The following is a 26144-nucleotide window of genomic DNA, read 5'->3' on the forward strand; positions in this document are numbered from 1 at the left end:
CCGGCACCTCCCCGCGGCTCCGGTCGGCGCGGTCACCGCTTTCCCGGTGAGCCGAGGCGGAAGCCGACGCCGCGCAGTGTCTCGACCCAGTCGTAGGACCCGAGTTTGTTGCGCAGACTTCCGACGTGCACGTCGAGGGTGCGGGTCGATCCGTACCAGTTCTCGTCCCACACCCGGGAGATGATCGCCTCCCTGGTGTGGACCGTCTCGGGTTCCTCCACCAGCATCACCAGGAGGTCGAACTCCTTGCGGGTGAGCTGCAGCCGCCTGCCCTCCAGCGTGGCCGACCGGCTGCGCAGATCCATCTCCAGGCCCTCGGCGGTCAGCAGCTCCCGCGCACCGCCGTGGCACGCGGGGTCGTGCCCCCGCTCGCCGAGACCACAGCGGCAGGAGCGCCGGGACACGGCCTCGATCCGCGCGTTCAGCTCGTGCACGCTGTACGGCTTGACGACGTAGTCGTCGGCACCCGCGAGCAGGCCCATCACCCGGTCGATCTCCTCGGCGCGTGCCGTCAGGGCGATGACCGGTACCGGGGACAGGGCCCGGATGCGCTTGCACACCTCGACCCCGTCCAGGTCCGGCAGCCCCAGATCCAGGAGCACGAACTCGCAGCCGTCCAGGCGCTCCAGCGCGTCGGCGCCGCTGTGTACGACGACGGTCTCGTGCCCGCGCATGCTCAGCGCCGCACTCAGGGCGTCCGCCACGCGCACGTCGTCCTCCACGACCAGGATGTTCATCGGTTCCCCCGTGTCGGTCATGGCTCGGCCCGGTCCTCTGGGCCGGCCCCGTGAGCTGTTCTACTAAGGAGTTTAGTGGTAACCGGCCGGAAGGGAATTGCAGTTCGTCTGAACTGCGCCTGTGACTCCGCTGTCCCTCACCTCCCTACCGTCGGTGACACCCGCTCCGCGGCGATCGGGCGGCAGCCCCCGCCGTCCGTGCCCCGTCGCCGCGGAGCCTTGCGCCCCTGGGAGCTGCTGTGAGCGACACATCCACCAGGACCACGCCCGAACACGAGGCGTCCCGCACCCCATCGCCGCCGGGCGGACGTTCCCGCCTGGCGGCGCTGGGCCGGGCCGTGGCCCGCCGACGGCTGCTCGTCCTGCTGCTGACCCTCGTGGTCGTGGCCATCGCGGCGGCCCTGGGCGGTGACGTCGCCCAGCGGCTGTCCAGCGGGGGATTCACCGATCCGAAGTCCGAGTCCAGCAAGGCGGAACGGTTTCTCGCCGACCGGTTCAAGTCCGGCGTTCCGAACCTGGTGCTGGTGGCCCGCGCGCCCGGCTCCGTGGACGCCCCCTCCGCGTCCGCCGCGGGCCGCGAACTGACCGAACGGGTCGCGAAAGCCCCGGGCGTGCTGTCCGCGGGCTCGTACTGGACGATGCCCGGCGCGGCCCCGCTGCGCTCCAGGGACGGACGGTCCGCCCTGGTGCTCGTCCGGCTCGGTGGCAGCGAGGACGACTTCCGCGCCACCGCCAAGCGCCTGGTCCCGAAGGTCGGGGGGAGACAGGGTGTCCTCGACGTGTCCGTCACCGGCTCCGCCCAGGTCTCCGTGGAGATCGAGAAGCGCAGCGAGGAGGACCTGGCCAAGGCCGAGGCCATCACCGCCCCGGCGACCCTGCTGATCCTGCTCGTGGTCTTCGGCAGCGCGGTGGCGGCGGCCCTGCCGCTCGCCGTGGGACTGCTGTCGGTCCTCGGCACGTTCCTCGTGCTGCGTCTGCTGTCGGCGGTGACGTCGGTGTCGGTGTTCTCCACCAACATCACCACGGCGCTCGGGCTCGGACTGGCCATCGACTACAGCCTGTTCGTCGTCACCCGCTACCGGGAGGAGCTGGCCTCGGGCCGGGACGTCACCGAGGCCATCGCGCAGACGGTGCGTACCGCCGGCCGTACCGTGCTGTTCTCCTCGGTGACCGTGGCCCTGTCCCTGGCCGGTCTGCTCGTCTTCCCGCTCTACTTCCTGCGCTCGTTCGCGTACGCCGGCATGGCGGTCGTAGCCCTGGCCGCGGTCGGCGCCGTGGTCGTCCTTCCCGCCCTGCTGGCGCTGCTCGGGCGCCGCATCGACGCCTGGAACATCAACCGTGCGCTGCGCCGACTGGTCCCGCACCGGCGCGAACGCGGGCCCGCGACCGAGGAGTCCGGTTTCTGGCACTGGCTGGCCACCGCCGTCATGCGCCGGCCCGTGCTCTTCGCCCTGGCGGTCGTCGCGGTGCTGGTCACCCTCGGACTGCCGTTCATCCGCGCCTCGTTCGGCATCACCGACGACCGGGAGCTGCCCGCCTCCGCCCCCGCCCATGTCGCCGCCCAGGCGCTGCGGGACGACTTCGACAGCGGTGAGTCCTCCGCACTCTCGGTCGTCCTGCCCGAAACCGACGCCGACGCGGGCCGGGTCGGCTCCTTCGCCGCCCGGATGTCCGCCCTGCCGGGCGTCTTCCGGGTGGACGCGGCGACCGGCTCGTACGTCAACGGCCGGCAGGTGGCGCAGCCCGGTCCGGCGGCCGTGCGTTTCCGGGCCCCGGGGGCCACCTGGATGTCCGTCGTCCCCTCGGTCGAGCCGTACTCCGACGCGGGCACCCGCCTGGTGCAGCGACTGCGCGGCGCGCCGGGCGCGCCGGGGACCGTCCTCGTGGGCGGCCAGGCGGCCCTGCTGGTGGACACCCGCGACGCGCTGGCGGCGGGGCTGCCGTGGACCGGGCTGATCATCGCCGGTACGACGCTGGTCCTGCTCTTCCTGTTCACCGGCAGTCTGCTCATCCCGCTCAAGGCGGTCGTCTTCAACCTGCTCAGCCTGAGCGCCACGTTCGGTGCCATGGTGTACGTCTTCCAGGACGGCCATCTGCAGTGGCTGGTGGGCGACTTCACCGTCACCGGTCTCCTGGACATCAGCATGCCGGTCCTGATGTTCTGCGTCGCCTTCGGCCTGTCCATGGACTACGAGGTCTTCCTGCTCTCCCGGATCAGGGAGGTCTACATGGAAACCGGGGACAACACCCGGGCCGTAGCCCTGGGTCTGGAGCGCACCGGCCGGCTGGTGAGCGCCGCCGCGCTGCTCTTCGCCACGGTCATGGCCGCCTTCGCCACCTCCGGGCTCACCCTCCTCAAGCTGCTCGGTGTGGGACTGGCCCTGGCCGTGATCATGGACGCCACGGTCGTCCGCGGTCTCCTCGTCCCGGCCGTGATGAGGCTGGCCGGACGCGCCAACTGGTGGGCTCCGAAGCCGCTGCGCCGCCTGCACGAGCGCCTTGGCCTGAAGGAGGCCTGACGCCCTGCGGACGGCTGTGCGTCAGGGGAGGGCCGTGCGCCGTCCGGAAACGGCGCCGAGCAGGAAGGGGTAGCGCGTGATGCACGAGCCGACCGCCGTCGGGAGCGTCCATGTCTCCGCCCGCCCCCGGACCGTCTACCGCCTCGTCACGGACCTGTCCCAGTGGAGGCGGTTCGTCGCCGAGTGCCGAGTGGCGCCGGGGGAGTTCACCGCGAGGGCGGGCGAGCGGTTCCGCGGCACCAACCACCACGGCCCGATGCTGTGGCGTACGACGGCGACCGTGACGCACGCCGCGCCCGAACGATGCTTCGCGTTCCGGGTCACCCTGTTCGGCCGCCCTGTCTCCTGCTGGCGCTACGACATCGTGCCGACCGCGCACGGCTGCCGGGTCACCGAGAGCACCCGCGACCAGCGCGGCCCTGTCCTGCGCGTGATCTCCGTGCTCACCACCGGAGTCCTCGACCGCGCCGCCCGCAACCGCCGCAACATCGAACACACCCTCGCCCGGCTCAAGTCCGCGGCGGAGGCCTTGGAGAACGACGGGAACGAAAGGACACGTTCATGAACCGCATCGTGCTCTCCGGACTGACGCAGATCGCCCTCGGAGCCGCCACCGGCTTCCCGTACGCCCTCGCCGTCACGGACGCCGACCGGCTGCGCCGCGCCGGGATCAAGGCTCCTCAGCGCATCCGGCAGTTCCATCTCGACTTGATCATCATGGGATCGCTGGTCGCCATGGCCGGCACCGCCGTCCCCGACATGCCCCGCTGGGTGGCCGCGCCCCTCGTCGTCGGCGGCTGGACGAACGCTCTGTCCTTCGTACCCCCCGCCCTCGCACCGGAGGCGGAGCAGCACCCGGTCTACCGCTCCGCCGTCGCAGCCTCCTTCGCGACGACGGCCTTCGCCTGGGTCGCCCTCGCGGCCGTGACCCGCCGTCGCCTGCGCGCCGCTTCGCGCCGGACCGCCTGAGCACGTGAACGCAGTCCATCGGCAGGAGGAGACGACCATGCCGGCTCTCCCTGACCTGCGCACCGTGGTGTACACGGACGACTACGCCAGGCCCGCCTCGCCCGGCCGGCGGCTACTCGCTCGACGGGTTCGCCGATGCCGCGGCGGCGCTCAGCCGTGAACTGCGGCTGCGGCGCGCGGTGTTCCTGGGGCACTCGCTGGGCGGGCCCGTGGCCGTCCGCTTCGCCGTGCGGCACCCGGAGCTGGTGCGGGCGATCGTCCCCATGGCGGGCGCGGACGCGTTCGCGGGGATCACGCGGGTGCTGCATCCGCAGGTGACCGCGCCCGGATGCCTTCACCGCCGAGGTCGGGTGCTTCCTGGACACGCTCGGAGACCGAGAAAGGACAGATCAGCCGAGCAGCGGCGGGCAGGCGACCAGGAGCGGCAGCAGCGGAACGGTCGCCACCAAGGCTGCCGCGCATCCCCGGAGTGCGGGATGAGGGCTCCTGCGCGGGCCGAGTACTCGCTTCAGGCGGATGAGGACGCCGAGGCCGCCTGCCGCGAACGCGCCCCGGGGAGTGCGCGCCGCGGCCATCTCGTAGAGGGCCGTGGCCAGCACCTCGCGGGAGTGGCTGCGCAGTGCGCGGTCGTCGGCGATCATCTCCAGCAGGAGTGCCGTCTGCTCACGGAAGTGGCGCGCCAGCGGAAGCCGCCGGAACACGGAGTGGAACGCCTCCGTGGCGGCCAGGGCCAGATGGTGACGGCCCCCGATATGGGCCTGCTCGTGGGCCAGTACGGCGCCGAGCTGTTCCGGCGTCAGCCGGCGCACGGCGGCCTCGCTGATCACGATCCGGGGGTGACGGCCGGGCAGGCAGTAGGCGGCGGGGGTCTCGTACGGCAGGACGGTGGCACACAGTCGTGCCGAGTGCCGGCCGACCAGGTCCACGGCTTCCCTGTGGCGGGCCCGCGCCCGGCGGGCCCGTACGACATGGCAGGCGAAGCCGGCGACCGGAGCGATCCCGACGGCGGCGGCCAGGGCGACCGCGAGCCGGTCCGCGGTGTCGGGTTCGGGCCGGCTCGAACCCGCACGCAGTCCGCAGGAGTGCAGCAGCCCCGCGAGGCCCGTGTGCAGGTGCTCGCCCGGCATCACCAGGTGGTACATGGCGAGCGCGGCCGCGATCGAGAAGGAGAGCGACAGGGCCTGCCACACCGCTGCCGCCAGTGCGGGAGCCCGATGGGGCCAGCTGCTGCGCACCAGCACCCGCGGGGCCAGGAAGCCCAGGGCCGCCGTGTAGCCGACCAGCGCCGGAGCCGCGTTCACGACTTCGCCTGTCGTCCCACGTTCCGCAGGGCCTCGTGCAGTGCCGCCAGTTCGTCCTCGGACATGTTCTCGACGAAGTGGACCAGTGCGGCGGGACGGTCCTTGCTGGCTTCCAGGCCGTCTTCCATCAGCGCGGCGGCGTACGCCTCACGGCTGCGGACGGGCGTGTACGTCCAGGCGCGTCCCTGCTTGCCACGGAGCAGCCAGCCCTTGGTGTACAGGATGTTGGCGACGGTCATCACCGTCGTGTACGCGATCTCACGGCTCCTGTTGATGTCGTCGACGACCTCCCGGACCGTCGCGGGACGGTTCCAAGTCCAGAGGCGATCCATGATCTCCGCCTCCAGGTCCCCCAGCCGTCGCATGGCCCGGACATCCTTTCGCCGCCGAGTACGCAGGGTCATAGTAGACGGGCGCCGAGTCGGGTAACCCCGCCTGCCGACCTCGCGCCCGCCGCACAGCTCTCTCACGCGCCCCACAGCGTGACGTACACCGGGGGCCGGAACCGGGAGGGCGGGACGCCCGCGCCGGGCGCGCCCATGATGCGGGTCGCCGTAGGCGTGTGCAGGAAGTGCAGGAACGCGTCGGTGGCCGGGGAACGATGCTCGGGCTGCAGGACGGTGGCGTGCCACGTGGCGTCCGACGGCGTGGCCGGGGTCTCCAGGACGCGCAGCTCGTCACGCCGGATGCGGGGCGACACCAGATGGGCGAGCGCCGGTGCCACCCCCGCGCCCTCGGCGGCGGCCGCCCAGGTCGCGGCCTGGTTGGGGAACACCCACACGTGTCCTTCGGCGACTCCGAGCCGACGCAGCAGCCGACCGGAGTCCGCGTCCGGATCGGTCCCGGAGGCGTCGACCAGCCACGACCACCGCGGCGGCGGACCGGGCGGCCGCGGCGCCCTGGCACCGGTCACCACGACCAGCTGGGTGCGGAACAGCGGCTCGCTGACCAGTTCTCCCCTGCGGGCGGCGCCGAGATACGGCCCGAGCGCGACGTCGGCCAGCCGGTTCTCCACCAGCACGCGTATCTCGTTGCCGGCGGCCACCCCGAACGAGGTCTCGGTCCTGCGCCCCGAGCGACAGGCGAAGGCCTCCACGAGCGACGGGAGCACGAACTCGGCCAGCGTGCTGGTGGCGACGACCCGCAGTTCGTCGGGGGCACCCCGTGCCGCCCGCACCGCGGCCTCGGCATCCGCGCTCAGCGCGACCATCCGCGACGCGACCGGCAGCAGCCGCGCCCCGGCGGGCGTCAGCCGCATCCCACCGCCGCCGGTGCGCCGGATGAGCGGATCGCCGAAGTGAGTGCGCAGCGCGGCGAGCGCCTGCGACACCGCGGACTCGCTCACGTCCAGGGTCCGCGCCGCGGCGCCCACCGAACCGAGCCGGGCAACCAGCACGAAGGTGCTGAGCTGCGTGACGGTCACCATCCGATTTTCTCGCGTTTGGGGCGATAAGTGAATGCTTATACGCCCATTGCATGGCCGGTGGGGAAGAGCGCAGCATCACTTCAGCAACGGGCACAGCGATCCAGGAGGGCCCGATGCAAGTTCCGGCTGCATTCCAGTACGAGCGGGCCACCAGCCTCGACCAGGCGATCGAGCTGCTCACGCGGTACGGCCCCGAGGCCCGGGTGGTGGCGGGCGGACACAGCCTGCTGCCGATGATGAAGCTGCGGCTGGCTCAGCCCGAAGCCCTGATCGACATCAACGGCCTCGGCGAGCTGGCGTTGATCCGGGTGGACGGGCACGACCTGGCCGTCGGAGCGATGGTCCGCCACGCGGAGCTGCTCGCCTCGCCGGTCGTCGGCGAACACTTCCCCATCCTGCGGGACGCGGAACGGGTCATCGCCGATCCGCTCGTGCGCAACCGCGGCACCGTGGGCGGCTCGCTGTGCCAGGCCGATCCGTCGGAGGACCTGTCCGCGGCGTTCTCGGCACTGCGGGCGACCCTGGTCGCCCAGGGCCCCGGCGGCAGGCGCACCATCGGGATCAGGGAGTTCTTCCTCGGACCGTACGAGACCGCGCTGAACGAAGCCGAGCTTCTGGTGGAGATCCGCGTGCCCATCCGTTCGCACGCCAGCGCCTACCGCAAGGTCGAGCGCCGGGTCGGCGACTGGGCGGTCGTCGCCGCGGGAGCGGTGCTGGAGATCTCCGCCGGGGTGATCACCGAGGCCGGAATCGGGTTGACCGCGGTGGGTGCCCCACGGTTCGTGGCCGAGCAGGCCGAGGACTTCCTGCGCGGTGGACGGCCGGACGACGAGGGCTTCGCCGAGGCGGGCCGGATCGCCGCGCAGGAGTGCAGGCCGACGGCCGACCAGCGGGGCCCGGTCGACTTCAAGCGGCATCTGGCCGGGGAGCTCACCACGCGGGCCCTGCGCGCCGCCGCCGCACGCGCCCAGGGGCAGGAGGCCTGACATGCGGATCACCGTGACCGTGAACGGCGAGCAGCACACGAGGGACGTGGAGCCCAGACTGCTGCTCGTGCACTTCCTGCGCGACGAACTCGGACTCACCGGCACCCACTGGGGCTGCGACACCTCCAACTGCGGGGTGTGCACCGTCTGGTTGGACGGGACGCCGGTCAAGTCCTGCACCGTGCTCGCGGTGATGGCCGACGGCCATGAGGTGCGGACCGTCGAGGGCTTGGCGCACGGGGCCGAACTCGACCCGGTGCAACAGGGGTTCATCGCCTGCCACGGGCTGCAGTGCGGCTTCTGCACGCCGGGGATGATGATGACCGCCCGCTGGCTGCTCGACCACAACGCGGATCCGTCCGAGGAGGACATCCGCGAGGCCATCTCCGGACAGGTGTGCCGCTGCACCGGTTACGAGAACATCGTGCGCGCCATCCGCTGGGCCGCCGAGCACGGCGGCGGTCGGGGGACCGCCGATGCGGGCACCGAGCCGGCGCCCGGCCGCGAGGAGGTGCGGGCATGACGACCACCGAGGAACGGCCGGTCGGTTTCGGACGGATGCCCCGCAAGGAGGACGCGCGGTTCGTCCGCGGTCACGGGACCTACGTCGACGACGTACGGCTGCCCGGCATGCTGCACGGCGCCATCCTGCGCAGCCCGCTGGCGCACGCCCGGATCGTGTCGATCGACACCAGCGCCGCCGAGGCGCACCCCAAGGTCAGGGCCGTGATCACCGGGGAGACCCTGGCCGGGCTCGGGCTCGCCTGGATGCCCACGATCTCGTACGACACCCAAGCGGTGCTCGCGACCGACAAGGTGCGCTTCCAGGGCCAGGAGGTCGCCTTCGTCGTCGCCGAGGACCACTACGCCGCCCGGGACGCCCTCGAACTGATCGACGTGGAGTACGAGCCGCTCCCGCCGGTCGTCGATGCCCGCCGGGCGCTCGACCCGGACGCGCCGGTGATCCGCGACGACAAGGAAGGGCAGACCGACAACCACGTCTTCGACTGGTCGGCGGGTGACAAGGAGCGCACGGACGAGGTCTTCGCGGCCGCCGACGTCGTGGTGGAGCAGGACATGCTCTACCCGCGGGTGCACCCGGCGCCGCTGGAGACCTGCGGCACCGTGGCGGACATGGACGCCATCACCGGGAAGCTGACGGTGTGGTCCACCACCCAGGCCCCGCACGCCCACCGCACGCTCTACGCGATGGTGGCCGGCATCCCGGAGCACAAGATCCGGATCATCTCCCCGGACATCGGGGGCGGCTTCGGCAACAAGGTCGGCATCTACCCCGGTTACGTGTGCGCGGTCGTCGGCTCGATCGTCACCGGCAAGCCGGTGAAGTGGGTGGAGGACCGCTCGGAGAACCTGATGAGCACCTCCTTCGCCCGCGACTACCACATGCACGGCGAGATCGCGGCGACGAAGGACGGGAAGATCCAGGGCCTGCGCGTCCATGTGATCGCCGATCACGGCGCGTTCAACGCCACCGCGCAGCCGACGCAGTTCCCGGCCGGCTTCTTCAGTGTCTTCACCGGCTCGTACGACCTGGCCGCCGCGCACTGCACCGTGACCGGCGTCTACACCGACAAGGCCCCGGGCGGCGTCGCCTACGCCTGCTCGTTCCGCGTCACCGAGGCCGTGTACCTGGTCGAGCGGATGGTCGACGTGCTCGCGGACAAGCTCGGCACGGACCCGGCCGAGCTGCGGATGCGCAACCTGCTGCGGCCCGGGCAGTTCCCGTACAGGACGCAGACGGGGTGGGAGTACGACTCCGGCGACTACCCGCGGGCCCTGCGGCTGGCGATGGACATCGCGCACTACGACGACCTGCGCCGGGAGCAGGCCGGAAAACGCGAACGCGGCGAGCTGATGGGCATCGGGGTCAGCTTCTTCACCGAGGCCGTCGGCGCGGGCCCGCGCAAGCACATGGACATCCTCGGTCTGGGCATGGCCGACGGCGCCGAACTGCGCGTCCACCCGACCGGCAAGGCGGTGTTGCGGATCTCCGTACAGACCCAGGGGCAGGGCCACGAGACGACGTTCGCGCAGATCGTCGCCGAGGAACTGGGCATCCCGCCCGAGGACGTCGAGGTGGTGCACGGCGACACCGACCAGACCCCGTTCGGGCTCGGCACCTACGGATCCCGCTCGACGCCGGTGTCCGGAGCGGCGGCCGCGATGGTCGCCCGCAAGGTGCGCGAACGCGCGAAGATCGTCGCCTCCGCGATGCTCGAAGTGAGCCCGGACGACCTGGAATGGGAGAAGGGCCGCTGGTACGTCACGGGCGACCCCGACCAGGGAAGGACCATGGCCGAGATCGCGCTCGCCGCACATTCCAACCTGGAGCTGCCCGAGGGGGTCGAGGGCCAGCTGGACGCGACCTGCGTCTACAACCCGCCGAACCTCACCTTCCCCTTCGGCGCGTACATCTGCGTCGCCGACGTGGACGCGGACACCGGCCAGGTGAAGATCCGCCGGTTCGTCGCCGTGGACGACTGCGGCAACCGGATCAACCCCATGATCGTCGAGGGTCAGGTGCACGGCGGACTCGCCGACGGCCTGGGCATGGCGCTCATGCAGGTGATCGCCTTCGACGAGGACGGCAACTGCCTCGGCGGGTCGTTCATGGACTATCTCCTGCCCACCTCGGTCGAGTGCCCCTCGTGGGAGCTGGGCGAGACCGTCACCCCCTCCCCGCACCACCCCATCGGTGCCAAGGGCGTCGGCGAGTCCGCCACGGTGGGCTCGCCCGCCGCGGTGGTCAACGCCGTGGTCGACGCGCTGAAGCCGCTCGGCGTACGCCATGTCGACATGCCGCTGACGCCCGCCGCGGTGTGGCGGGCCGCCCAGGGCCGGCCGCTGCGCACGGACCTGGCGATCACCTGAGGCGCCCGCGATGACGAACCCCGAACTGCTGACCCGGGCGGACGCGCTCCGGCACGGCCGGACCCCGTTCGTGCTGGCCACCGTCGTGCACGCGGAACGGCCCACGAGCGCCAAGCCCGGGGACAGCGCGCTGGTGCTGCCCGACGGGACCGTCGAGGGCTTCGTGGGCGGCACCTGCGCCGAGACGACGGTGCAACTGCAGGGCCTGAGGGTGCTGCAGACCGGCGAGTCGCTGCTGCTGAGGATCACGCCCGGCGTGGACACCGGCACCGAAGGCGCGCAGGAGCCCGGCGAAGGCCTGGTCACGGTGGCCAATCCCTGCCTGTCGGGCGGGACGCTCGACATCTTCCTGGAGGCCAACCTCCCCCCGGCGCTGGCGTACGTCTACGGACACGCCCCCATCGCCCGCGCCCTGCTCGACGTCGGACGTGTGCTCGGCCTGGACGCCCGGCCGGCCTCGCCCGGCGAGCCGCTGCCCCCCGATCTGGACGTCGTCGTCATCGCCACGCACGGCCGCGACGAGGAGCCCGCGCTGGTCGGGGCCGCACGGGCCGGAGTCCCGTACATCGGGCTGGTGGCCAGTCCGAAGCGCGGCGCGGCGGTGCTCGCCGGGCTGGACGTCACCGAGGAACAACGCACGCGCATCCACACCCCGGCCGGCCTGGACATCGGCGCGCGGACCCCGGGGGAGATCGCCCTGTCGGTGTACGCCGAGATCATCGCACTGCGGCCGAAGGCGGCCCGAGCCGTGCGCCCCACAGCCGACTCCGCCGCGCCGCGGGCCATGGCCGAGGCCGTGGATCCCGTGTGCGGCATGACCGTGGCCATCACCCCCGACACCCCGTCACTGGACCGGGCCGGCAGCACGGTCTACTTCTGTGGGCCGGGATGCCGGCACGCCTTCGCCGACGACCCCTCCCGTTACGCGCATGCCTGACCCCGACCCCCTCGTACCCGATGTCCCCGCCCTGCGCGCGCGTCTGGACGCGGTCGGCTACCTGGCCGACGACGCCCTGGCCACGGCGCTGCTGCTGGCCGTGCGCATGCGGCAGCCGATCCTGCTGGAGGGCGAGCCCGGCGTCGGCAAGACCGAGGCGGCCCGCGCGCTCGCCGCCGTGCTCGACACCCCACTGATCCGGCTCCAGTGCTACGAGGGACTGTCCTCGGCCGAGGCCCTCTACGAGTGGAACTATCCACGGCAACTCCTGGCCATCCGGCTCGCCGAGTCCCGCGGGGAGCCCCTGCGGGACGCCGACCTGTTCACCGAGGACTACCTGCTGCCACGTCCGCTGCTCGCCGCGATCTGCCACCCGGGACCGCGGCCGGCGGTGCTGCTCATCGACGAGGTGGACCGCGCCGACGACGAGTTCGAGGCGTTCCTGCTGGAACTGCTCGCGGATGCCGCGGTCACCATCCCCGAACTCGGCACCCGGACGGCTGTGGTGCCGCCGGTGGCCGTACTGACCTCCAACCGCACCCGGGATCTGCACGACGCGCTCAAACGCCGCTGCCTCTACCACTGGATCGACTACCCGGACACCGCACGAGTCGCCGCGATCATCCGCAGACGGGTGCCGGAGTCGGCCGAGTGGCTGGCCCCGCGCGTGGCGCACGGAGTGGCGCGTCTGCGTGCTCGGCAGGAACTCACCAAGCCGCCCGGCATCGCCGAGGCGATCGACTGGGCCGGCGCGCTGCACACCCTGGGCCTGTCCGTCCTCGACGCCGACGCCGCCGACCGCACCCTGGGAGCGGTCCTCAAGTACGCCGAGGACCTGGAGGCCGTACGCCGGGCCGGACTGGACGAGCTCATCGACGCGGAGGCAGGCACCGATGCCTGACCTGCCGGAACTGGCCGCCTCGTTCACCGCCGCCCTGCACGACGCGGGGATCGAGGTGGGCCCCGACCGTACCCGCGGTTTCGCCCGGGCGCTCACCCTGCTGGCACCGTCGACGCCCCGTGAACTGCGGCACTGCGCGCTCGCCACCCTGGTGTCCGACCCCGAGCAGATCGAGCCGTTCGACGCGGTCTTCCGGGAGGTCTTCGGCGCCCCGGCCGACCGCGACGTACAGCGCGGGCAGCCTGGTGACCCGGCGCGCTCGCTCCCGCGCACCCTTCCCGGCCGCGTCCCCGGCGCCCGCGAGGCCACCGCGGACGGACGCAGCCGGGAGGCCCGCGCACAGCCGCGGGAGGCTCCGGTCCCCCTCGCCGCCAGTCCGCTCGACCGTCTCGCGAGCCGCGACTTCGCGGACCTGTCCGCCGAGGAACTGGCGCTGCTCTCCGAAGTGATGCGCACCCTCGTGCTCCGCACCCCGACCCGCCCGTCACGCCGGCACCGCACCGCACACCACGGTGCGCGCATCGACGTGCGCCGCACCCTCTCCGACAGCCGCCGCACCGGCGGATACCCGCTGCGGCTACGCCGCTTCGTGCCCCGCACCCGCCCCCGCGACCTCGTCGTGCTCTGCGACATCTCCGGCTCGATGGAGCCCTATGCCCGCGCGATGCTGCAACTGCTCTACTGCGCCGCCCGAGCCACCCGCGCCGAGGTCTTCACCTTCGCCACCCGCCTCACCCGCCTCACGCCCGTCCTCCGGCGGGCCGGGCCGGACGACGCCCTGGCACGGGCCGGACGGGCGGCCCCGGACTGGTCCGGGGGCACCCGGATAGCGGAGTGCCTGGCGGAGTTCAACGAGCGGTTCGGACGGCGCGGCATGGCGTACGGCGCCGTGGTCGCCATCGTCTCCGACGGCTGGGACACCGGCCCGCCCGCCGACCTCGCCACCCAGATGGCGCGCCTGTCCCGGGTCGCCTACCGCGTCGTCTGGGTCAACCCGCGTACGGCGAGCCCGCGCTACCGTCCGCTCGTGGCCGGCATGGCCGCGGCACTGCCCTACTGCGACGCCGTCGTCAGCGCCCACAACCTCGCCTCCCTGGACGACTTCACCGCCGCTCTGTCCGCCCCCCGCCGCCGCAGGTGATCAGCGTGAGTTCACAGCGTCACGGGTGTGGCCGGCCGGTGGGCGCCTCCCGTTCCAGCAGTTCGCTGCGCAACGCGAGCGGGGTCACTCCGTGCCACCGGCGCACCGCCCGCCGGAGTGCGCTCATGTCGGCGAAGCCCGCCTGGCGTGTGATGTCACGGAGCGTCAGTTCCCGTCGTCGCAGCAGTTGTTCGACCTGCTCGCGGCGTACCCCGTCGACGATCGCCTCGTACGTGGTGCCGCACTCGGCCAGGCGACGGCGCAGGGTGCGTTCGCTGGACGCGTGCCTGCGGGCCTGCTCCGGGAACGAGGGGACGGCCGGAAGGCTCTGCGCGATGGAGATCTCCAGCACCTCGAGCAGGTCCTGCTGGTCGCGCCGTGACGCCATCTCCGTCTCCAGCACGTCGAGCACCGCGGCGTAGGTGATGGGGTCCCGCCCGGGCATGACCGCCCGGGCCCACCGGGTGGGGATCACCATGCGGTTGCCGGCGGCGTCGAAGCGCAGCGGGCAGCGGAACAGTTCGTCGAACGGGCGGGTGTCGCGCGGCGCGGGGAAGGCGAACTCGACCGCCTGCGGGGCGAATGCGGCGCCGACGCTCAGCCGGGTGAGGGTGACGACACTGGAGTACGCCTCCTCGATCAGGAAGACGGCGACCGTCGGATCCAGTGCGGGGTCCGGCAGATCGGCGCGCAACACATAGCCGACGTCCTCCCAGCCGGCCGACCACACCGTCATGGCCCCGGAGAGGTTCTGATAGCGCACGCCGGTCTCGATGGCGTCCTGATGCGTGTCGGCGGCCATCATGGCGAAGCCGAGCAGCCCCCACGCGGTCAGGTGCTGCGCCGCGCCCACGCGCAGCCCCAGGTGCTCGTCCCCGGTCAGCTCCACCGCCCGGCGGATGACGTCACTGCCCTGCCGGTAGGAGACCCGCAGCGCGGCGGAGCCCATCACCGTCGGGTCCAGCCCGACCCGGGTCAGCAGCGGCTGCAGGTCGACGCCGTACTTCCCGGCGACCCGGGCGAGGTAGCGGAGGATGTTCGGCGCGATGGTGGCCGAGGTGCTGCGACTCGTTCCCGGAGAAGTGACCGGGGCGGGAGCATCAGACATCGCGATCCCTCTCACCAGGGCGTTTCTCGCTTCACTGTAAGCAGCCGGGCTCCGCCTGTCGCGGGCGTGGCCGCCGGAGCCCCCCTTTCGGCCTCCGGCGCGCTGCACACCGCCTTTTCGCCCTCCCTACCTTGTGCGGAAACCCGCCCGCCCTGCCGTCCGTGACGCGGGGGACACCGGCGCGAGAGCGCAAGAGACGAAGGCTCACCATGACCGCACCTCTTCAGACCCCGGCTCGGCGACGATCCGTGCGCCGGACCCCGCTCGCGGCAGCCCGACGGGCCGTGGCGACGGTGTTCGCCGCCCAGGGAGCAGCGGTGGCCGCGGTGTCCACCACGGTGCCCGCCGTCAAGGAGCGTCTCTCGCTCTCTCCGCTGACGATGACCGTGCTCGTCGTGGCCGTCGCGCTGAGCGCCGGCGTCGGCAGCTTCGCCGGACTGGCCGTGATCCGACGTCTGGGGCTGGTCGCCGCCATGCGGGCCGCCGTCGTGGCGACCGCCGCTGCTCTGCTGCTGATCGGCTGGGCTCCCGATCAGGCCGTGGTCGCGGTGTCCTACGGGTTGTTCGGCATGGCGCTGGGCTGTATCGACGTGTCGGCGAACACCCGGGCCGCGGCCGTCGAACGCCACTACGGCCGGAGCGTCTTCGCCTCCTTCTACGCCGCCTGGAGCGCAGCCGGCGTCGCGGCCGCTCTGCTGACCGCGGGCACGGCTCACCTCGGATGGCCCGCCGAGTACACCCTGACCGCACAGGCCGGCCTCGTCCTGGCCCTCGCCCTGACCGTCCGCTCGCACGCGCTTCCCACCGGCTCACCCGTCGCCGTCTCCGACCATGGGGAGTCCCAGGGGGAGTCCGTCGGACTCGGCCGCGGACTGTGGGCCGAACTCGCCCCGTTCGGCCTTGTCCTCCTGGTCGCCTACGTCATCGACTCCACGGTCTCGTCGTGGTCGACGCTCTATCTCCACCAGACCCTGGACACCGCCTTGTCCCTGGCACCTCTGGCCTATGCGGCCTACCAGGTCGGCACCGTCACCGGGCGGGCCTGCGCCGACCGTCTCGTACGCACCCTCGGCCCGGCGGCCGTGATCCGTGCCGCCACCCTGCTCACCGCCACGGCCCTGGCCGGATTGGCAGCCGCCCCCGCCTGGCCGTACGCGGTCCTGGCCGCCGCGTGCACCGGGCTCGGGGTCTCCGCACTCGTCCCCCTGTGCCTCGCCTCCGCCGGACGCCTGCGACCGGGGGCGACCGAAGCGGTCCTGGCCCGGATGAACGTCTTCAACTACACAGGTGTGCTCGCGGGCGGGGCGGCCAGCGGAATCCTCGGGTCCACCGGCCACTTCCGACTCGCCTACGGGATACCCGCCGCACTCGTCCTCGCGCTCCTGGCGACCGCACGGTCTTTCGCATGGCCGCCCAGGCCCCCTCTTTGACCGCACCGATCATTTCCCGCTGAACGGCAGATGAATAAGTTCTCCTCAGCCCTTCGGGAATGGGACTGCGAACGTCTGAAAAAGGATCCGATTCATGGGAAATATTCAGTACGACACGTGCGTGATCGGAGCGGGACCTGCCGGGCTGGCGGTCGCCAGAGCCCTGACGGAGCGGAATCTGCCGTACACGCATCTCGAACGGCACACAGGGCCCGGCGGCATCTGGGACATCGACAACCCCGGCAGCCCGATGTACGAGTCGGCCCATTTCATTTCCAGCAGGACCCTCTCGGGCTTCGGAGGATTTCCCATGCCCGACGAATTCGCCGACTATCCCCCGCACCGGCAGATCCTCTCGTACCTGAGGTCCTTCGCCGACGCCTACGAGCTGACGGAGCGCATCCAGTTCGGCGTCGAGGTCGAAAGCGTCGAGAAGAACGCGGACGGCACCTGGGCGGTCACCCGGGCCGACGGACGACAGACCGTGCACAGCCAGGTCGTGGTGTGCACGGGTGCCCAGTGGCACCCCAACGTCCCGGAACTGCCCGGGAACTTCACCGGCGAGGTCCGCCACACGGTCGGCTACCGCAGCGCGGAGGAACTGCGCGGCAAGCGGGTCCTGGTCGTGGGAGCCGGGAACTCCGGCTGCGACATCGCCTGCGACGCCGCCCGTAGCGCGGACCACGCGGTGATCAGCATGCGCCGCGGCTACTGGTTCATCCCCAAGCACCTCTTCGGCCGGCCGGTGGACACCATCGCGGGCGGCGGGCCGCACCTGCCGATGTGGCTGGCGCAGCGGGTCTTCGGCACCCTCCTGCGGATCCTCAACGGCGACCCGGCGCGCCTGGGCCTCCCGAAGCCGGACCACAAGCTGTTCGAGACCCACCCCGCGATCAACTCGATGCTGATCCACCACCTCCAGCACGGCGACATCACCGCCAGACCGGGGATCGCCCGCACCGAGGGCAGGACGGTCCGCTTCACGGACGGCACCCGCGACGACTTCGACCTGATCCTGCTGGCCACCGGTTACGTCCACAAGGTGCCCGTCGCGCAGAAGTACTTCGGCGACGAGCAGCACCCCGACCTGTACCTGTCGTCGTTCTCCCGCGAGCACCAGGGCCTGTGCGGAGTCGGCTTCGTCGAGACCAACTCCGGTGCGTACCGGCTCTTCGACACCCAGGCCCAGCTGATCGCCGGGCACATCCACGACGCACGGCACCGACTGCCGAACGCGGAGCGATTCGCAGGCATGATCCGTACCGACCGCCCGGACCTGTCCGGCGGCATCAAGTTCGTCGACTCGCCCCGGCACACCGGCTACGTCGACAGCGCCGCCCTCGTGAAGCACCTCGCCAGGATCGCGGCCGAGATGGGCTGGCGCACCGAAGGCCGGCCGCCGCGCGTGCGGTCCCCGCGGGACGCGGAGGCGGTGTCATGAGCGGCTTCGACTTCCATGACAAGGTCATGCTGGTGACCGGCGGCGCCGGCGGGATCGGCAGCGCGATGTGCCGTCGCTTCGCCGCCGGGGGCGCCCGCTGCGTGGTCGTCGACATCGACGAGGCCCGCGCCGAGCAGGTCGCCGTCGCGCTTCCCGGCGCCGGCCACACCGCCATCGGCTGCGATCTGGTGGACCGGGCCCAGGTGGAGCACCTTTTCGATCAGGTCGCCGACGCGTACGGCCGCCTCGACGTGCTCGTCAACAACGTGGGAATGACCAGCGCCGAACGCTTCGACGTGCGCAGCGTCGAGAGCATCGAGAAGGAGATCACCCTCAACCTGACCTCGCCGCTGGTGGCCACCAGGCTCGCGATCCCGCTGCTGCAAGCCTCCCTGGACGCCCGCGTGGTCACCACCGTCTCCCTCGGCGGGATCTTCCCGCTGGGCGAGACCCCGATCTACACGGCCTCGAAGTTCGGGCTGCGCGGGGCGATGCTCGCCCTCGGGCTCGACCTGAGGAGCAAGGGCATCCTGGCCGGGTCGGTGCTGCCGTCGGCGACCGACACCCGGATGCTGCGCCAGGAAGCCGTGGACGGCGGGAACTCCATGCAGTTCCAGGATCCGCCGCAGCAGCCCGCCGACGTCGTGGCGGCCGTGGTGACCCTGCTCGACCGGCCTCGCCTGGAGGCGTACCCCCGGCCCGGCGAGTCCCGCCTGGTCCGGTTCGCGATGCTGGCGCCGAACCTGTTGCCGAAGGTGCTCCCGCTGTTCCGGCAGAGGGGGGAACGCGGCATGGCCCGCTATCTCGAGGAGTTGCGCCGCCGGGGACTGGCACGGCAGACCGAAGGACGTTGGGAACTGGTGGAGGAGAAATGACCGCAGTCGAGAGCCCCGCCACGCTGGGCGTCGTCAACCCGGCCACCGGGGAACTGATCACCAGCGTGCCCGCCACGAGCGCCGAAGAGGTCGCCAAGGCTGCTGAGCGGGCCCGGCAGGTCTTCGCGTCCGGCGTGTGGTCGCGGCTGCCGGTCCGGGAGCGCGGCGGCGTGCTGCTGCGACTCGCCGACCTGATGGAACGCGACGCCGGGATCCTGGCCCGGCTGGACAGCGAGGACGCGGGAAAGCCGATCACGGAGTGCCTCACCGGCGACGTACCCGGTGCTGTCGAGTCGATCCGCTGGTTCGCCGAAGCGGCCGACAAGGTGTTCGGCAGGATCGCCCCCGGCGGACAGGACGGCCTGGGCCTGATCAGCCGGGAACCGGTCGGGGTGGTGGCGGCGATCCTGCCCTGGAACTACCCGCTGGCCATGACCGCGTGGAAGGTCGGTCCCGCCCTCGCCGCGGGCAACTGCCTGCTGGTCAAGCCCGCCGAGGCAACCCCGCGCTCGGCCCTGCACCTGGCCGGACTCGCCGCCGAGGCAGGCCTCCCCGAGGGGGTCCTCACGGTCCTGACCGGCCACGGCTCCGTCACCGGTGCCGCCCTGGCCCGCAGCCCCGTCGTGGGTGCCCTCTCGTTCACCGGCTCCACCGGGACCGGGCGCCGCATCCTCAGGGACGCGGCCGACACCAACTTCAAACGCGTCTCGCTGGAGATGGGCGGCAAGAGCCCCCAGGTGCTGATGGCCGACGCGCTCGGCTACGGGGACGAGCTCATCGACCACATGATCGAGGCCGCATTCCTGACGATGGGGCAGAACTGCACGGCCGGTTCCCGCGTCCTGGTCCACGACAGCATCGCCGACGAGGTGCTGGAGCGGTTCACGGCCGCCGCGAAGCGCCTGGTCATCGGCGATCCCGCGGACCCACGCACGCAGCTGGGCCCACTGATCGACCGGGCGGCCTTCGACCGGGTCGCGGCGGCGGTGGAAGCCGCCCGGGCCGGTGGTGCCCGCATTCACACCGGAGGGCTGCCGCACGGCCTGCCGCACCGTGGGGCCTACTACCCGCCCACCGTGATCACCCACGCGCCCGAAGACAGCGACGTACTCACCAAGGAACTGTTCGGCCCCGTCGTCACCGTCCAGACCTTCACCTCCGAAGACGAGGCGATGCGTCTGGCGAACGCCACCGAATACGGGCTTGCCGCCTCGGTGTGGACCCGCGACCTCGACACCGCCCTCCGGTTGGCACGCGGCGTCCAGGCCGGCGTGGTCTCCGTCAACGCCTACAGCGAGGGCGACATCACGACACCCTTCGGCGGCTGGAAACAGTCCGGGTTCGGCGGCGTGGAGAAATCGACCAACGCCTTCGACCAGTGGACCCGGGAGAAGACCGTCTGGATCCACATCCGGTGATCCGACGTCAGGAAGGTCGGCAAAAGGTCAGGGCACGCCGCAGAAAAACTGGTCCAACCAGTTGACCAGTGAGCCGGTCGCGTTCACCCTGATCGCCATGAATGAGGGACTGATCCGGCGCGAGGCGGTCTCCGACCAGCTCTTCGCCCTGCTGCGCGACAGGATCCTCGGCGGGGAACTGCCGGCCGGTGCCGCGCTCACCGCCGAACGGGGTCTGGCCGCCGAGTTCGGGGTGAACCGGCACGCCGTCCGGGAGGCCGTCAAGCGGCTCCAGCAGGCACGGCTGGTCGAGGTGAGCCACGGCGGCCGCACGCTCGTCCTGGACTGGCGGCACACCGCCGGCCTCGACCTCGCCATGGGCATCGCGGCGGCCGACGCCGGGCCCACGGTGGAAGACCTCGCCCGCGACGCCCTGGAGATGCGGGCGTGCATCGGCGCCGACGCGGCCCGGCTGTGCACGATCAGGTGCTCCGAGGACACCGCCGGGGAGATCGTCGAGGCCGCGGGCCGGTACGCGCGCACCGGGCCCGATCTGACCGAGCTGGCCGATGCGGACGTCGCCTGGTGGCGGCTGATCGTGGAGGGTTCCGGGAACGTCGCCTACCTGCTGGCCTTCAACAGCCTGGTGGGCGGCACACTCCCGGTCGCCGACGTGCCGGACGACCTGCGGGCCGCGGAACTCCTCGACGTCGAAGCACATCAGCGGCTGGCGGCGCACATCGCGGCACGCGAGGCCGAGGCGGCCGAACGGCTGGCGCGCGAGCTGCTGTCCCGCAGCGTGCCCGCGACGCCGCGGAAGGCGGTGCGCTGACATGATCCCGGCCGTGGTCTACGCGATACCCGCGTTCGTGCTGCTGGTCGTCGTCGAGGCACTGTCCTACCGCTTCCTCCCGGACGACGACGAGCGCGGCTACGAGCTGCGCGACACCGCCACCAGCATGTCCATGGGCGCCGGCAGCCAGGTCGTCGCGATGCCCTGGAAGGCGGTGACGATCGTGCTGTACTCGGCTCTCTTCGCCGTCGCCCCCTGGCATCTGTCGCCGTCCTCCGGGTGGACGTGGGTGCTGCTGTTCTTCGGCGACGACCTGGCGTACTACGCCTTCCACCGCGCCCACCACCGGGTGCGGGTGCTGTGGGCGAGCCATGTGGTCCACCACTCCAGTCTCCGGTTCAACCTCTCGACCGCCCTGCGCCAGAGCTGGACGCCGATGACGGGCCTGCCCTTCTGGCTGCCGCTGGCACTGCTCGGCATTCCGCCGTGGATGATCCTGCTCCAGCAGGCCTTCAGCCTCGTCTACCAGTTCTTCCTGCACACCGAGCGGGTGGACAGGCTGTGGCGGCCCGTGGAGTGGTTCTTCAACACGCCCTCCCACCACCGCGTCCACCACGGCTCGAACAACGTCTACCTGGACCGCAACTACGGCGGCATCCTCATCGTCTGGGACCGGCTCTTCGGCACGTTCGAACCCGAGGGCGAGCGGGTGGTGTACGGCCTGACGAAGAACATCGGCACCTACAACCCGGTGCGGGTGGCCTTCCACGAGTTCGCGGCCGTCTGGCACGACGTCCGCACGGCGCGACGCTGGCGCGACCGTGCCGGGTATCTGGTCGGGCCACCCGGCTGGGCACCCAGGGCGGACGGCTGACATCCCGCCGCTACTGGCGCGCCACCGTACGGGTCCAGAAGTCACACTGGTGCTCGGTCGCGAAGCCGGTCGAGACATGGGTGTTCCCAGGTGTGAGCGTCAGGGTCGGGTAGCGGGCGCCGATGCGTGGCCACTGCGTCTCACCCGGGACGTCCGGGACTCCGGTGCGGGCGAACGCCGCCCAGCGGCGCTTCATGTCGTTGCCGAGCGTGGTCTGTTCCGCGGTGAGCGGTCGGTCCCCCATGGTGAAGTCATGCAGGTAGGCGAGTTCGGCGCTGTGCGCGTTCGCCATGTCGACACCCGGAACCTGGGCTCCGTACAGGGTGGGGGAGTGCGGGTCGTCGAACTCGTACACGTAGGTGGGCACTTGGTCGGCGAACGTGCGGGCGGTGCTGAGCGTGTGGCAGGCGAAGGTGGAGTCGGTGAGCACCGCCGACAGCGCGTCGTACGGGCTGGGGTAGGCGGCCACCGGATAGTGGGCCAGGACCTGCTGTGCCGCGTTTCCGTACGTGGCGTTGATCTGGTCGACGTACTCCCGCGCCGTCGGGTGCGGTTGGGTGAGCGCCACGAAGAACCGGCTCTCGGCCCGGTTGCTGCCGATGAGGACCGGAACCTTGTGCCACGCCCCGGAGGCGATGGCCGAGGACGGCTGGGCCGGCAGCAGACCGTCGCCGAACGCGGGTCCGGAAGTGGGGTGCGTACGGGCGGCGTTGATCAGGTCGGCGGCCGGCGCGGTACGGAGGCAGTCAGGGCGTGTACCGGGGTCGGGGCAGCCTGCCGCGGCGGCGAAGGCCCTCGCCTCGTCGGTGGCCTGGTCCTTGCCGGGAGCGCGCAGCAGGTCGCAGGGTCCGCTCTGCAGAATTGCCCGGGAGAACAGCCCGGCTGTTGTGGGGGAGGTGAGCATGGCGCAGACGGAGCCGCTGCCGGCGGACTGACCCCAGAGGGTGATGTCGTCCGGGTTGCCGCCGAACGCCGCGATGTTGTCGCGTGTCCACTTCAGGGCCGCGATCTGGTCCATCAGCCCGTACGATCCGGAGTTGAGCGCGTTGTCGCGCGTGAGTTCCGGCAGGGCCAGGTATCCCAGTTGCCCCAGCCGGTAGTTGATGCTCACGACCACGCTGCCGGTGAGGTCGGCCATGGTGCGGCCGCCGAACTGGGTTCCGGTGCCCTGGCTGTAGCCGCCGCCGTGGATCCAGAACAGCACAGGCAGGCGGTCACCGGGGTGCGCGTGGCGCGGCCGGTACACGTCCAGGTAGAGGCAGTCCTCGCTGACGTCGTCCGGGTCCCGGAGTCCGAAGGGCGAGAACTGCAGGCACGCGGGTGCCTGCCGGGTCGCCTCGCGTGTCCCGCTCCATCGTGCGGGCGGTAGCGGGGGACGGAACCGGAGACTGCCGACGGGGGGAGTGGCGTACGGTACGCCGAGGAACTCCTCGGCTTGGCCGTTGACCTGTCCGGCAAGCCTGCCCTGCCCGGTGGTCACGACCGGGCCGGAGCCCGCGGCCGCTGCTCGGGCCGCGACGGCGGTGGTCGGACGGGCGACGAACGATGCCATGGCGAGCGCCAAGGCCAGGACCGTTAATACTCGGGACGAGCGGGACCTTTCCACTGTTCCTCCCTGACGTGTGCGCGAACGTGACGGGGACGGGTGGTACGGGCACGCCGACTCCCCGGTGGCCCGGAACACCCGGGGAGGAGGCGGAGCCGTTGCTGGCTACGGGCGCAGGCCGGCGAGAAGCGCCGCGGCCTTCGCGAAGTCGACGGTGCCGGCGTTCCAGTCGGGCGAGATCGGCGTGATGGAGACCTTGTCGGCGCTGATGGCTTCGACGTCACCGCCGTTCTCGGCAGGCGCCGAGACCACGTTGACGTTCACCTTCCAGGTGCCGTCACCGGAGTCGCTGTAGTCGGCTTTGAGGATGGGCTGCGGATCCTGAGTCGTGACGGAGACTCCCGAGGCGGTCCCCTTGCCGTCCGGACCGACCACCGGGTGGTTGAGGTTCAGGCCCACGCCCTCGGGCAACAGGCGTCCGCTCCTGGACCGGCTCCGCAGGCGTTCGATCAGCTTGACGACGAAGTCGTCGGTGGGGCGCATGGCATTGAGGATCGGCTCCGGCACCGGGGCCGTCAGCCCTCCGGTACTCACCGCGATCGCGGGCACACCGCGTTCCAGTGCGGCCACCGCGCCGCCGACGGTCCCGGAGTGGGTGGCCAGGGCGGCGACGTTGGGACCGAAGTTCGTGCCGGAGATCACGAGGTCCGGCGCGTGGCCGGCGAACACCTCGGACAGTCCGAAGGACACCGAGTCACCTGGCGTGCCGTCCACGGCCCACACCCGGGGCTCGGGGTGCTTCACCGTGATGGTGGTGCCGCTCATCATCTTCGTCCCGGCGCCACTCTGGTTGGTGAGCGGGGCGACGATGGTGACGTCGTGGCCCGCGTCGGTGAGCCGCTGGTAGAGCATGCGAATGCCCGGGGCGTCGTAGCCGTCGTCGTTCGTCAGCAGGATGCGCAGCGGGCCGTCCTGTGCGGCCTTCGGCGCGGCGCTCGCCGGTTCGGTACCGACGAGAGCCGGTGTGCACAGCAGCAGAGCGGCCAGGGGCAGAACGCGCGTGCGTCTCACGGAGTGCTCCTTCGATGAGTGAGGAGATCGGGGGGAGGATGAGGACCGGCGGGCGCACGACCCCCTGCATGCGCCCGCCGGGGTTCCATGGCGCTGGGGTCAGCGCACTCCGCGGATCGGGAGGATGGCCAGCGCACCCAGCAGGGACAGGGCGCCGCCGATGAGGAACAGCGGTGTGTAGCCGCCCAGTGCGGTCACGACGGCGGACGCGACGAACGGGGCGATGATCTGCGGCCCGGCGTTGGCGATGTTGAGGACGCCCATGTCACGGGCGGCGTCCTCCGCGCGGGGCAGGACGAGCGTGACGACCGCGGTGTCCACTGCCATGAAGCATCCGAAGGCGAGCCCGTTCAGGGCGCTGAAGCAGAGCATTCCTGGCCAGGTCGGGCTGATGACGGGGATCGTCGTCACGATGCCGGCGAGCGCGGCCGACAGGCCGACGAAGACCTTGCGCCGGTTCCAGCGGTCGGACAGCAGCCCTCCGACCACCGTGGACACGGCCATCGCGCCCATCGACACCGGAGTGAGGATCGCCATCGCCTCCGTCGGGGCCAGGCCCTTCGGCAGTTCGATGTGGTCTTCGAGGATGTAGAGCTGGTATCCGACGACGGAGAAGTAGCCGAGCACCATCAGTGCCCGTCCGATGAAGGCCCACCGGAAGTCATGGTTGGCCAGCGCGGAGAGGAACGCCGCCAGGCGATCGCGTTTCGGGACGGACGGTAGTGGCTCACGACGCGGCACGTCGCGGCAGAGTCCGGTGAGCAGCAGCGCCGCGCCGGCCACCACCGCGCCGAAGACCAGGTAGCCCAGCTGAAGTCGGCCCGCGGTCTGCGAGGCGATCAGCACGCCGACCGTGCCGCCGATCGGCAACCCCAGGCCGACGAGGGCAGATGCGATGCCGCGACGAGCGGGAGGGATCCGGTCGGGTACGACCGCGGTGACGGCGGCCTGGTAGACGTTCATCGTCGCCTGTACCAGGCACCATCCGATGCCTACCAGCAGCACGGTCCGCACACTGCCCAGGAACGCCAGCCCGGCGAGTGAGGCCAGGGCGCCACCGAGGATCCACGGGTTGCGGCGTCCCGTGCGGTCCGACAGGGCGCCGGCGATCGGGTTGAACGCGGTCGCGAAGACTGAGCTCACACCGCCCACGATGCCCAGGATCGCGACCTTGTCGCCGGGGTCGATCTGGGCGATCTGAGTCGGCAGCAGCACCGCGCCGACACCCATGTACACGGCGAGCATGGAGGAGTTGGCGAGCAGGAGCAGCAGCATGAGGCCGCGCCGGCGGGGCTCATGCGCGACGTGCGTCGCCTTCGGCTGGATGAGTTCATCGGTGGACACGGTGACCACCCAGCGGGAGGGGTGCCGCACGATACGCGCGGCGCGGAATGGGGCAGGGCATGTCGACTCCTGGAGCGCGGAGCTGAGAGTGGGATGGGGTGTGAGGCGGCAAACGCCGGCTGACGCGTGCTGGGGGATGGCACCTGCGTACGGCGTGGGTTACACGTGTTGCCTCAGTGCGTACGCCTTGTGTAGCACCTGTGGCGCCCATTGAGTAGAGGTTGGCCCAAATTGACGGCGACCGTAAGTGTCGGGGTCGGGAGTGTGGGAGTTACTCGTGTAGCTACTCGCCGGTCGGTCTTGCCCCTGCCGTGACGGCTGGGTCAGGGTTGGCCGGGAAACGCCCTTCGCTTTGTCGTGCGCAGCGGTGCTGTCGCGCGACTGGCCGTGTCGTCGGCCGGTGGCGTCGACCGTCGCCCCGCTGTCGGTGGGCCGACACCGCGTGCATCGCACGCG

General features: G+C 71.5%; 23 protein-coding genes and 1 pseudogene. 16 read left to right on the plus strand and 8 right to left on the minus strand.

Going from position 1 to position 26144, the window contains the following annotated elements; all coding sequences use genetic code 11:
- Window positions 1-32: 32 nt before the first annotated feature.
- Window positions 33-758, minus strand: coding sequence for a response regulator transcription factor (locus tag BEK98_RS18430; protein ID WP_244201891.1), 726 nt, complete (start codon window positions 756-758; stop codon window positions 33-35).
- Between the two features lie 218 nt (window positions 759-976).
- On the opposite strand from BEK98_RS18430, the gene BEK98_RS18435 reads away from it, so the two are divergent.
- From BEK98_RS18435 to BEK98_RS51115, 4 genes and pseudogenes are all read left to right on the plus strand, one after another.
- A complete protein-coding gene (locus BEK98_RS18435) occupies window positions 977-3256 on the plus strand; it encodes an MMPL family transporter (RefSeq protein WP_094217648.1) in 2280 nt (759 codons plus the stop codon).
- A gap of 79 nt (window positions 3257-3335) precedes the next feature.
- A complete protein-coding gene (locus BEK98_RS18440) occupies window positions 3336-3821 on the plus strand; it encodes an SRPBCC family protein (RefSeq protein WP_094217703.1) in 486 nt (161 codons plus the stop codon).
- Window positions 3818-4225, plus strand: coding sequence for a hypothetical protein (locus BEK98_RS18445; protein ID WP_208643137.1), 408 nt, complete (start codon window positions 3818-3820; stop codon window positions 4223-4225). Before BEK98_RS18440 ends, BEK98_RS18445 begins: the two co-directional genes overlap by 4 nt.
- 50 nt (window positions 4226-4275) lie before the next feature.
- Window positions 4276-4485 (plus strand): annotated as a pseudogene (locus BEK98_RS51115) (alpha/beta fold hydrolase); the annotation flags it as partial.
- Window positions 4486-4614: 129 nt separating this feature from the next.
- On the opposite strand, the gene BEK98_RS18450 reads toward BEK98_RS51115, so the two are convergent.
- The 3 genes from BEK98_RS18450 to BEK98_RS18460 form a co-directional block, all read right to left on the minus strand.
- Window positions 4615-5526 carry a M56 family metallopeptidase gene (locus BEK98_RS18450; RefSeq protein WP_094217649.1) on the minus strand — a complete coding sequence of 304 codons (912 nt, stop codon included), beginning with the start codon at window positions 5524-5526 and terminating at the stop codon, window positions 4615-4617.
- A complete protein-coding gene (locus BEK98_RS18455; RefSeq protein ID WP_094217650.1) occupies window positions 5523-5891 on the minus strand; it encodes a BlaI/MecI/CopY family transcriptional regulator in 369 nt (122 codons plus the stop codon). The genes BEK98_RS18450 and BEK98_RS18455 overlap by 4 nt, the downstream gene beginning before the upstream one ends.
- A 101-nt stretch (window positions 5892-5992) precedes the next feature.
- Window positions 5993-6952 (minus strand): LysR family transcriptional regulator, encoded by a 960-nt coding sequence (locus tag BEK98_RS18460; RefSeq protein WP_208643138.1) that lies wholly within the window; start codon window positions 6950-6952, stop codon window positions 5993-5995.
- Between the two features lie 113 nt (window positions 6953-7065).
- On the opposite strand from BEK98_RS18460, the gene BEK98_RS18465 reads away from it, so the two are divergent.
- Genes BEK98_RS18465 through BEK98_RS18490 form a run of 6 tightly spaced genes read left to right on the plus strand, consistent with a single transcriptional unit; the run spans window position 7066 to window position 13809 of the window.
- Entirely contained in the window at window positions 7066-7938 is an 873-nt protein-coding gene (locus BEK98_RS18465; protein ID WP_094217651.1) for an FAD binding domain-containing protein, read from the plus strand.
- Window position 7939: 1 nt separating this feature from the next.
- Entirely contained in the window at window positions 7940-8461 is a 522-nt protein-coding gene (locus BEK98_RS18470) for a (2Fe-2S)-binding protein (protein ID WP_094217652.1), read from the plus strand.
- Window positions 8458-10830, plus strand: a complete 2373-nt coding sequence (locus tag BEK98_RS18475) for an aerobic carbon-monoxide dehydrogenase large subunit (RefSeq protein ID WP_094217653.1) — start codon at window positions 8458-8460, stop codon at window positions 10828-10830. Before BEK98_RS18470 ends, BEK98_RS18475 begins: the two co-directional genes overlap by 4 nt.
- A 10-nt stretch (window positions 10831-10840) precedes the next feature.
- On the plus strand, window positions 10841-11767 hold the full coding sequence (locus BEK98_RS18480) for an XdhC family protein (RefSeq protein WP_094217654.1): 927 nt from the start codon (window positions 10841-10843) through the stop codon (window positions 11765-11767).
- Complete coding sequence (locus tag BEK98_RS18485; protein WP_094217655.1) at window positions 11760-12668, plus strand: AAA family ATPase; 909 nt, start codon at window positions 11760-11762, stop codon at window positions 12666-12668. The genes BEK98_RS18480 and BEK98_RS18485 overlap by 8 nt, the downstream gene beginning before the upstream one ends.
- Window positions 12661-13809, plus strand: coding sequence for a vWA domain-containing protein (locus BEK98_RS18490; RefSeq protein ID WP_094217656.1), 1149 nt, complete (start codon window positions 12661-12663; stop codon window positions 13807-13809). The genes BEK98_RS18485 and BEK98_RS18490 overlap by 8 nt, the downstream gene beginning before the upstream one ends.
- 19 nt (window positions 13810-13828) lie before the next feature.
- Here BEK98_RS18490 and BEK98_RS18495 read toward each other — a convergent pair whose 3' ends face one another.
- Entirely contained in the window at window positions 13829-14917 is a 1089-nt protein-coding gene (locus BEK98_RS18495) for an AraC family transcriptional regulator (RefSeq protein WP_094217657.1), read from the minus strand.
- Window positions 14918-15126: 209 nt separating this feature from the next.
- On the opposite strand from BEK98_RS18495, the gene BEK98_RS18500 reads away from it, so the two are divergent.
- The 6 genes from BEK98_RS18500 (at window position 15127) to BEK98_RS18525 (ending at window position 21727) form a co-directional block, all read left to right on the plus strand.
- Window positions 15127-16347 carry an MFS transporter gene (locus BEK98_RS18500; protein WP_094217658.1) on the plus strand — a complete coding sequence of 407 codons (1221 nt, stop codon included), beginning with the start codon at window positions 15127-15129 and terminating at the stop codon, window positions 16345-16347.
- 94 nt (window positions 16348-16441) lie between these two features.
- Window positions 16442-17788 (plus strand): flavin-containing monooxygenase, encoded by a 1347-nt coding sequence (locus BEK98_RS18505; RefSeq protein WP_208643139.1) that lies wholly within the window; start codon window positions 16442-16444, stop codon window positions 17786-17788.
- Window positions 17785-18663, plus strand: coding sequence for an SDR family NAD(P)-dependent oxidoreductase (locus BEK98_RS18510; protein WP_094217660.1), 879 nt, complete (start codon window positions 17785-17787; stop codon window positions 18661-18663). Before BEK98_RS18505 ends, BEK98_RS18510 begins: the two co-directional genes overlap by 4 nt.
- The gene (locus BEK98_RS18515; RefSeq protein ID WP_094217661.1) at window positions 18660-20081 is read left to right on the plus strand and encodes an aldehyde dehydrogenase family protein; all 1422 of its coding nucleotides are present in this window, start codon (window positions 18660-18662) and stop codon (window positions 20079-20081) included. Before BEK98_RS18510 ends, BEK98_RS18515 begins: the two co-directional genes overlap by 4 nt.
- A 97-nt stretch (window positions 20082-20178) precedes the next feature.
- Window positions 20179-20892 (plus strand): FadR/GntR family transcriptional regulator, encoded by a 714-nt coding sequence (locus tag BEK98_RS18520; RefSeq protein ID WP_094217706.1) that lies wholly within the window; start codon window positions 20179-20181, stop codon window positions 20890-20892.
- 1 nt (window position 20893) lies between these two features.
- Window positions 20894-21727 carry a sterol desaturase family protein gene (locus tag BEK98_RS18525; RefSeq protein ID WP_094217662.1) on the plus strand — a complete coding sequence of 278 codons (834 nt, stop codon included), beginning with the start codon at window positions 20894-20896 and terminating at the stop codon, window positions 21725-21727.
- A 10-nt stretch (window positions 21728-21737) separates the two neighbouring features.
- Here BEK98_RS18525 and BEK98_RS18530 read toward each other — a convergent pair whose 3' ends face one another.
- The 3 genes from BEK98_RS18530 to BEK98_RS18540 form a co-directional block, all read right to left on the minus strand.
- A complete protein-coding gene (locus BEK98_RS18530) occupies window positions 21738-23279 on the minus strand; it encodes a carboxylesterase/lipase family protein (RefSeq protein WP_094217663.1) in 1542 nt (513 codons plus the stop codon).
- A gap of 159 nt (window positions 23280-23438) precedes the next feature.
- Window positions 23439-24344, minus strand: coding sequence for a 5'/3'-nucleotidase SurE (gene surE / locus BEK98_RS18535; RefSeq protein ID WP_094217664.1), 906 nt, complete (start codon window positions 24342-24344; stop codon window positions 23439-23441).
- 99 nt (window positions 24345-24443) lie between these two features.
- Window positions 24444-25688 carry an MFS transporter gene (locus BEK98_RS18540; RefSeq protein ID WP_094217707.1) on the minus strand — a complete coding sequence of 415 codons (1245 nt, stop codon included), beginning with the start codon at window positions 25686-25688 and terminating at the stop codon, window positions 24444-24446.
- Window positions 25689-26144 lie beyond the last annotated feature (456 nt).

It is taken from the genome of Streptomyces diastatochromogenes (assembly GCF_002242805.1).
Classification (GTDB): domain Bacteria; phylum Actinomycetota; class Actinomycetes; order Streptomycetales; family Streptomycetaceae; genus Streptomyces; species Streptomyces diastatochromogenes.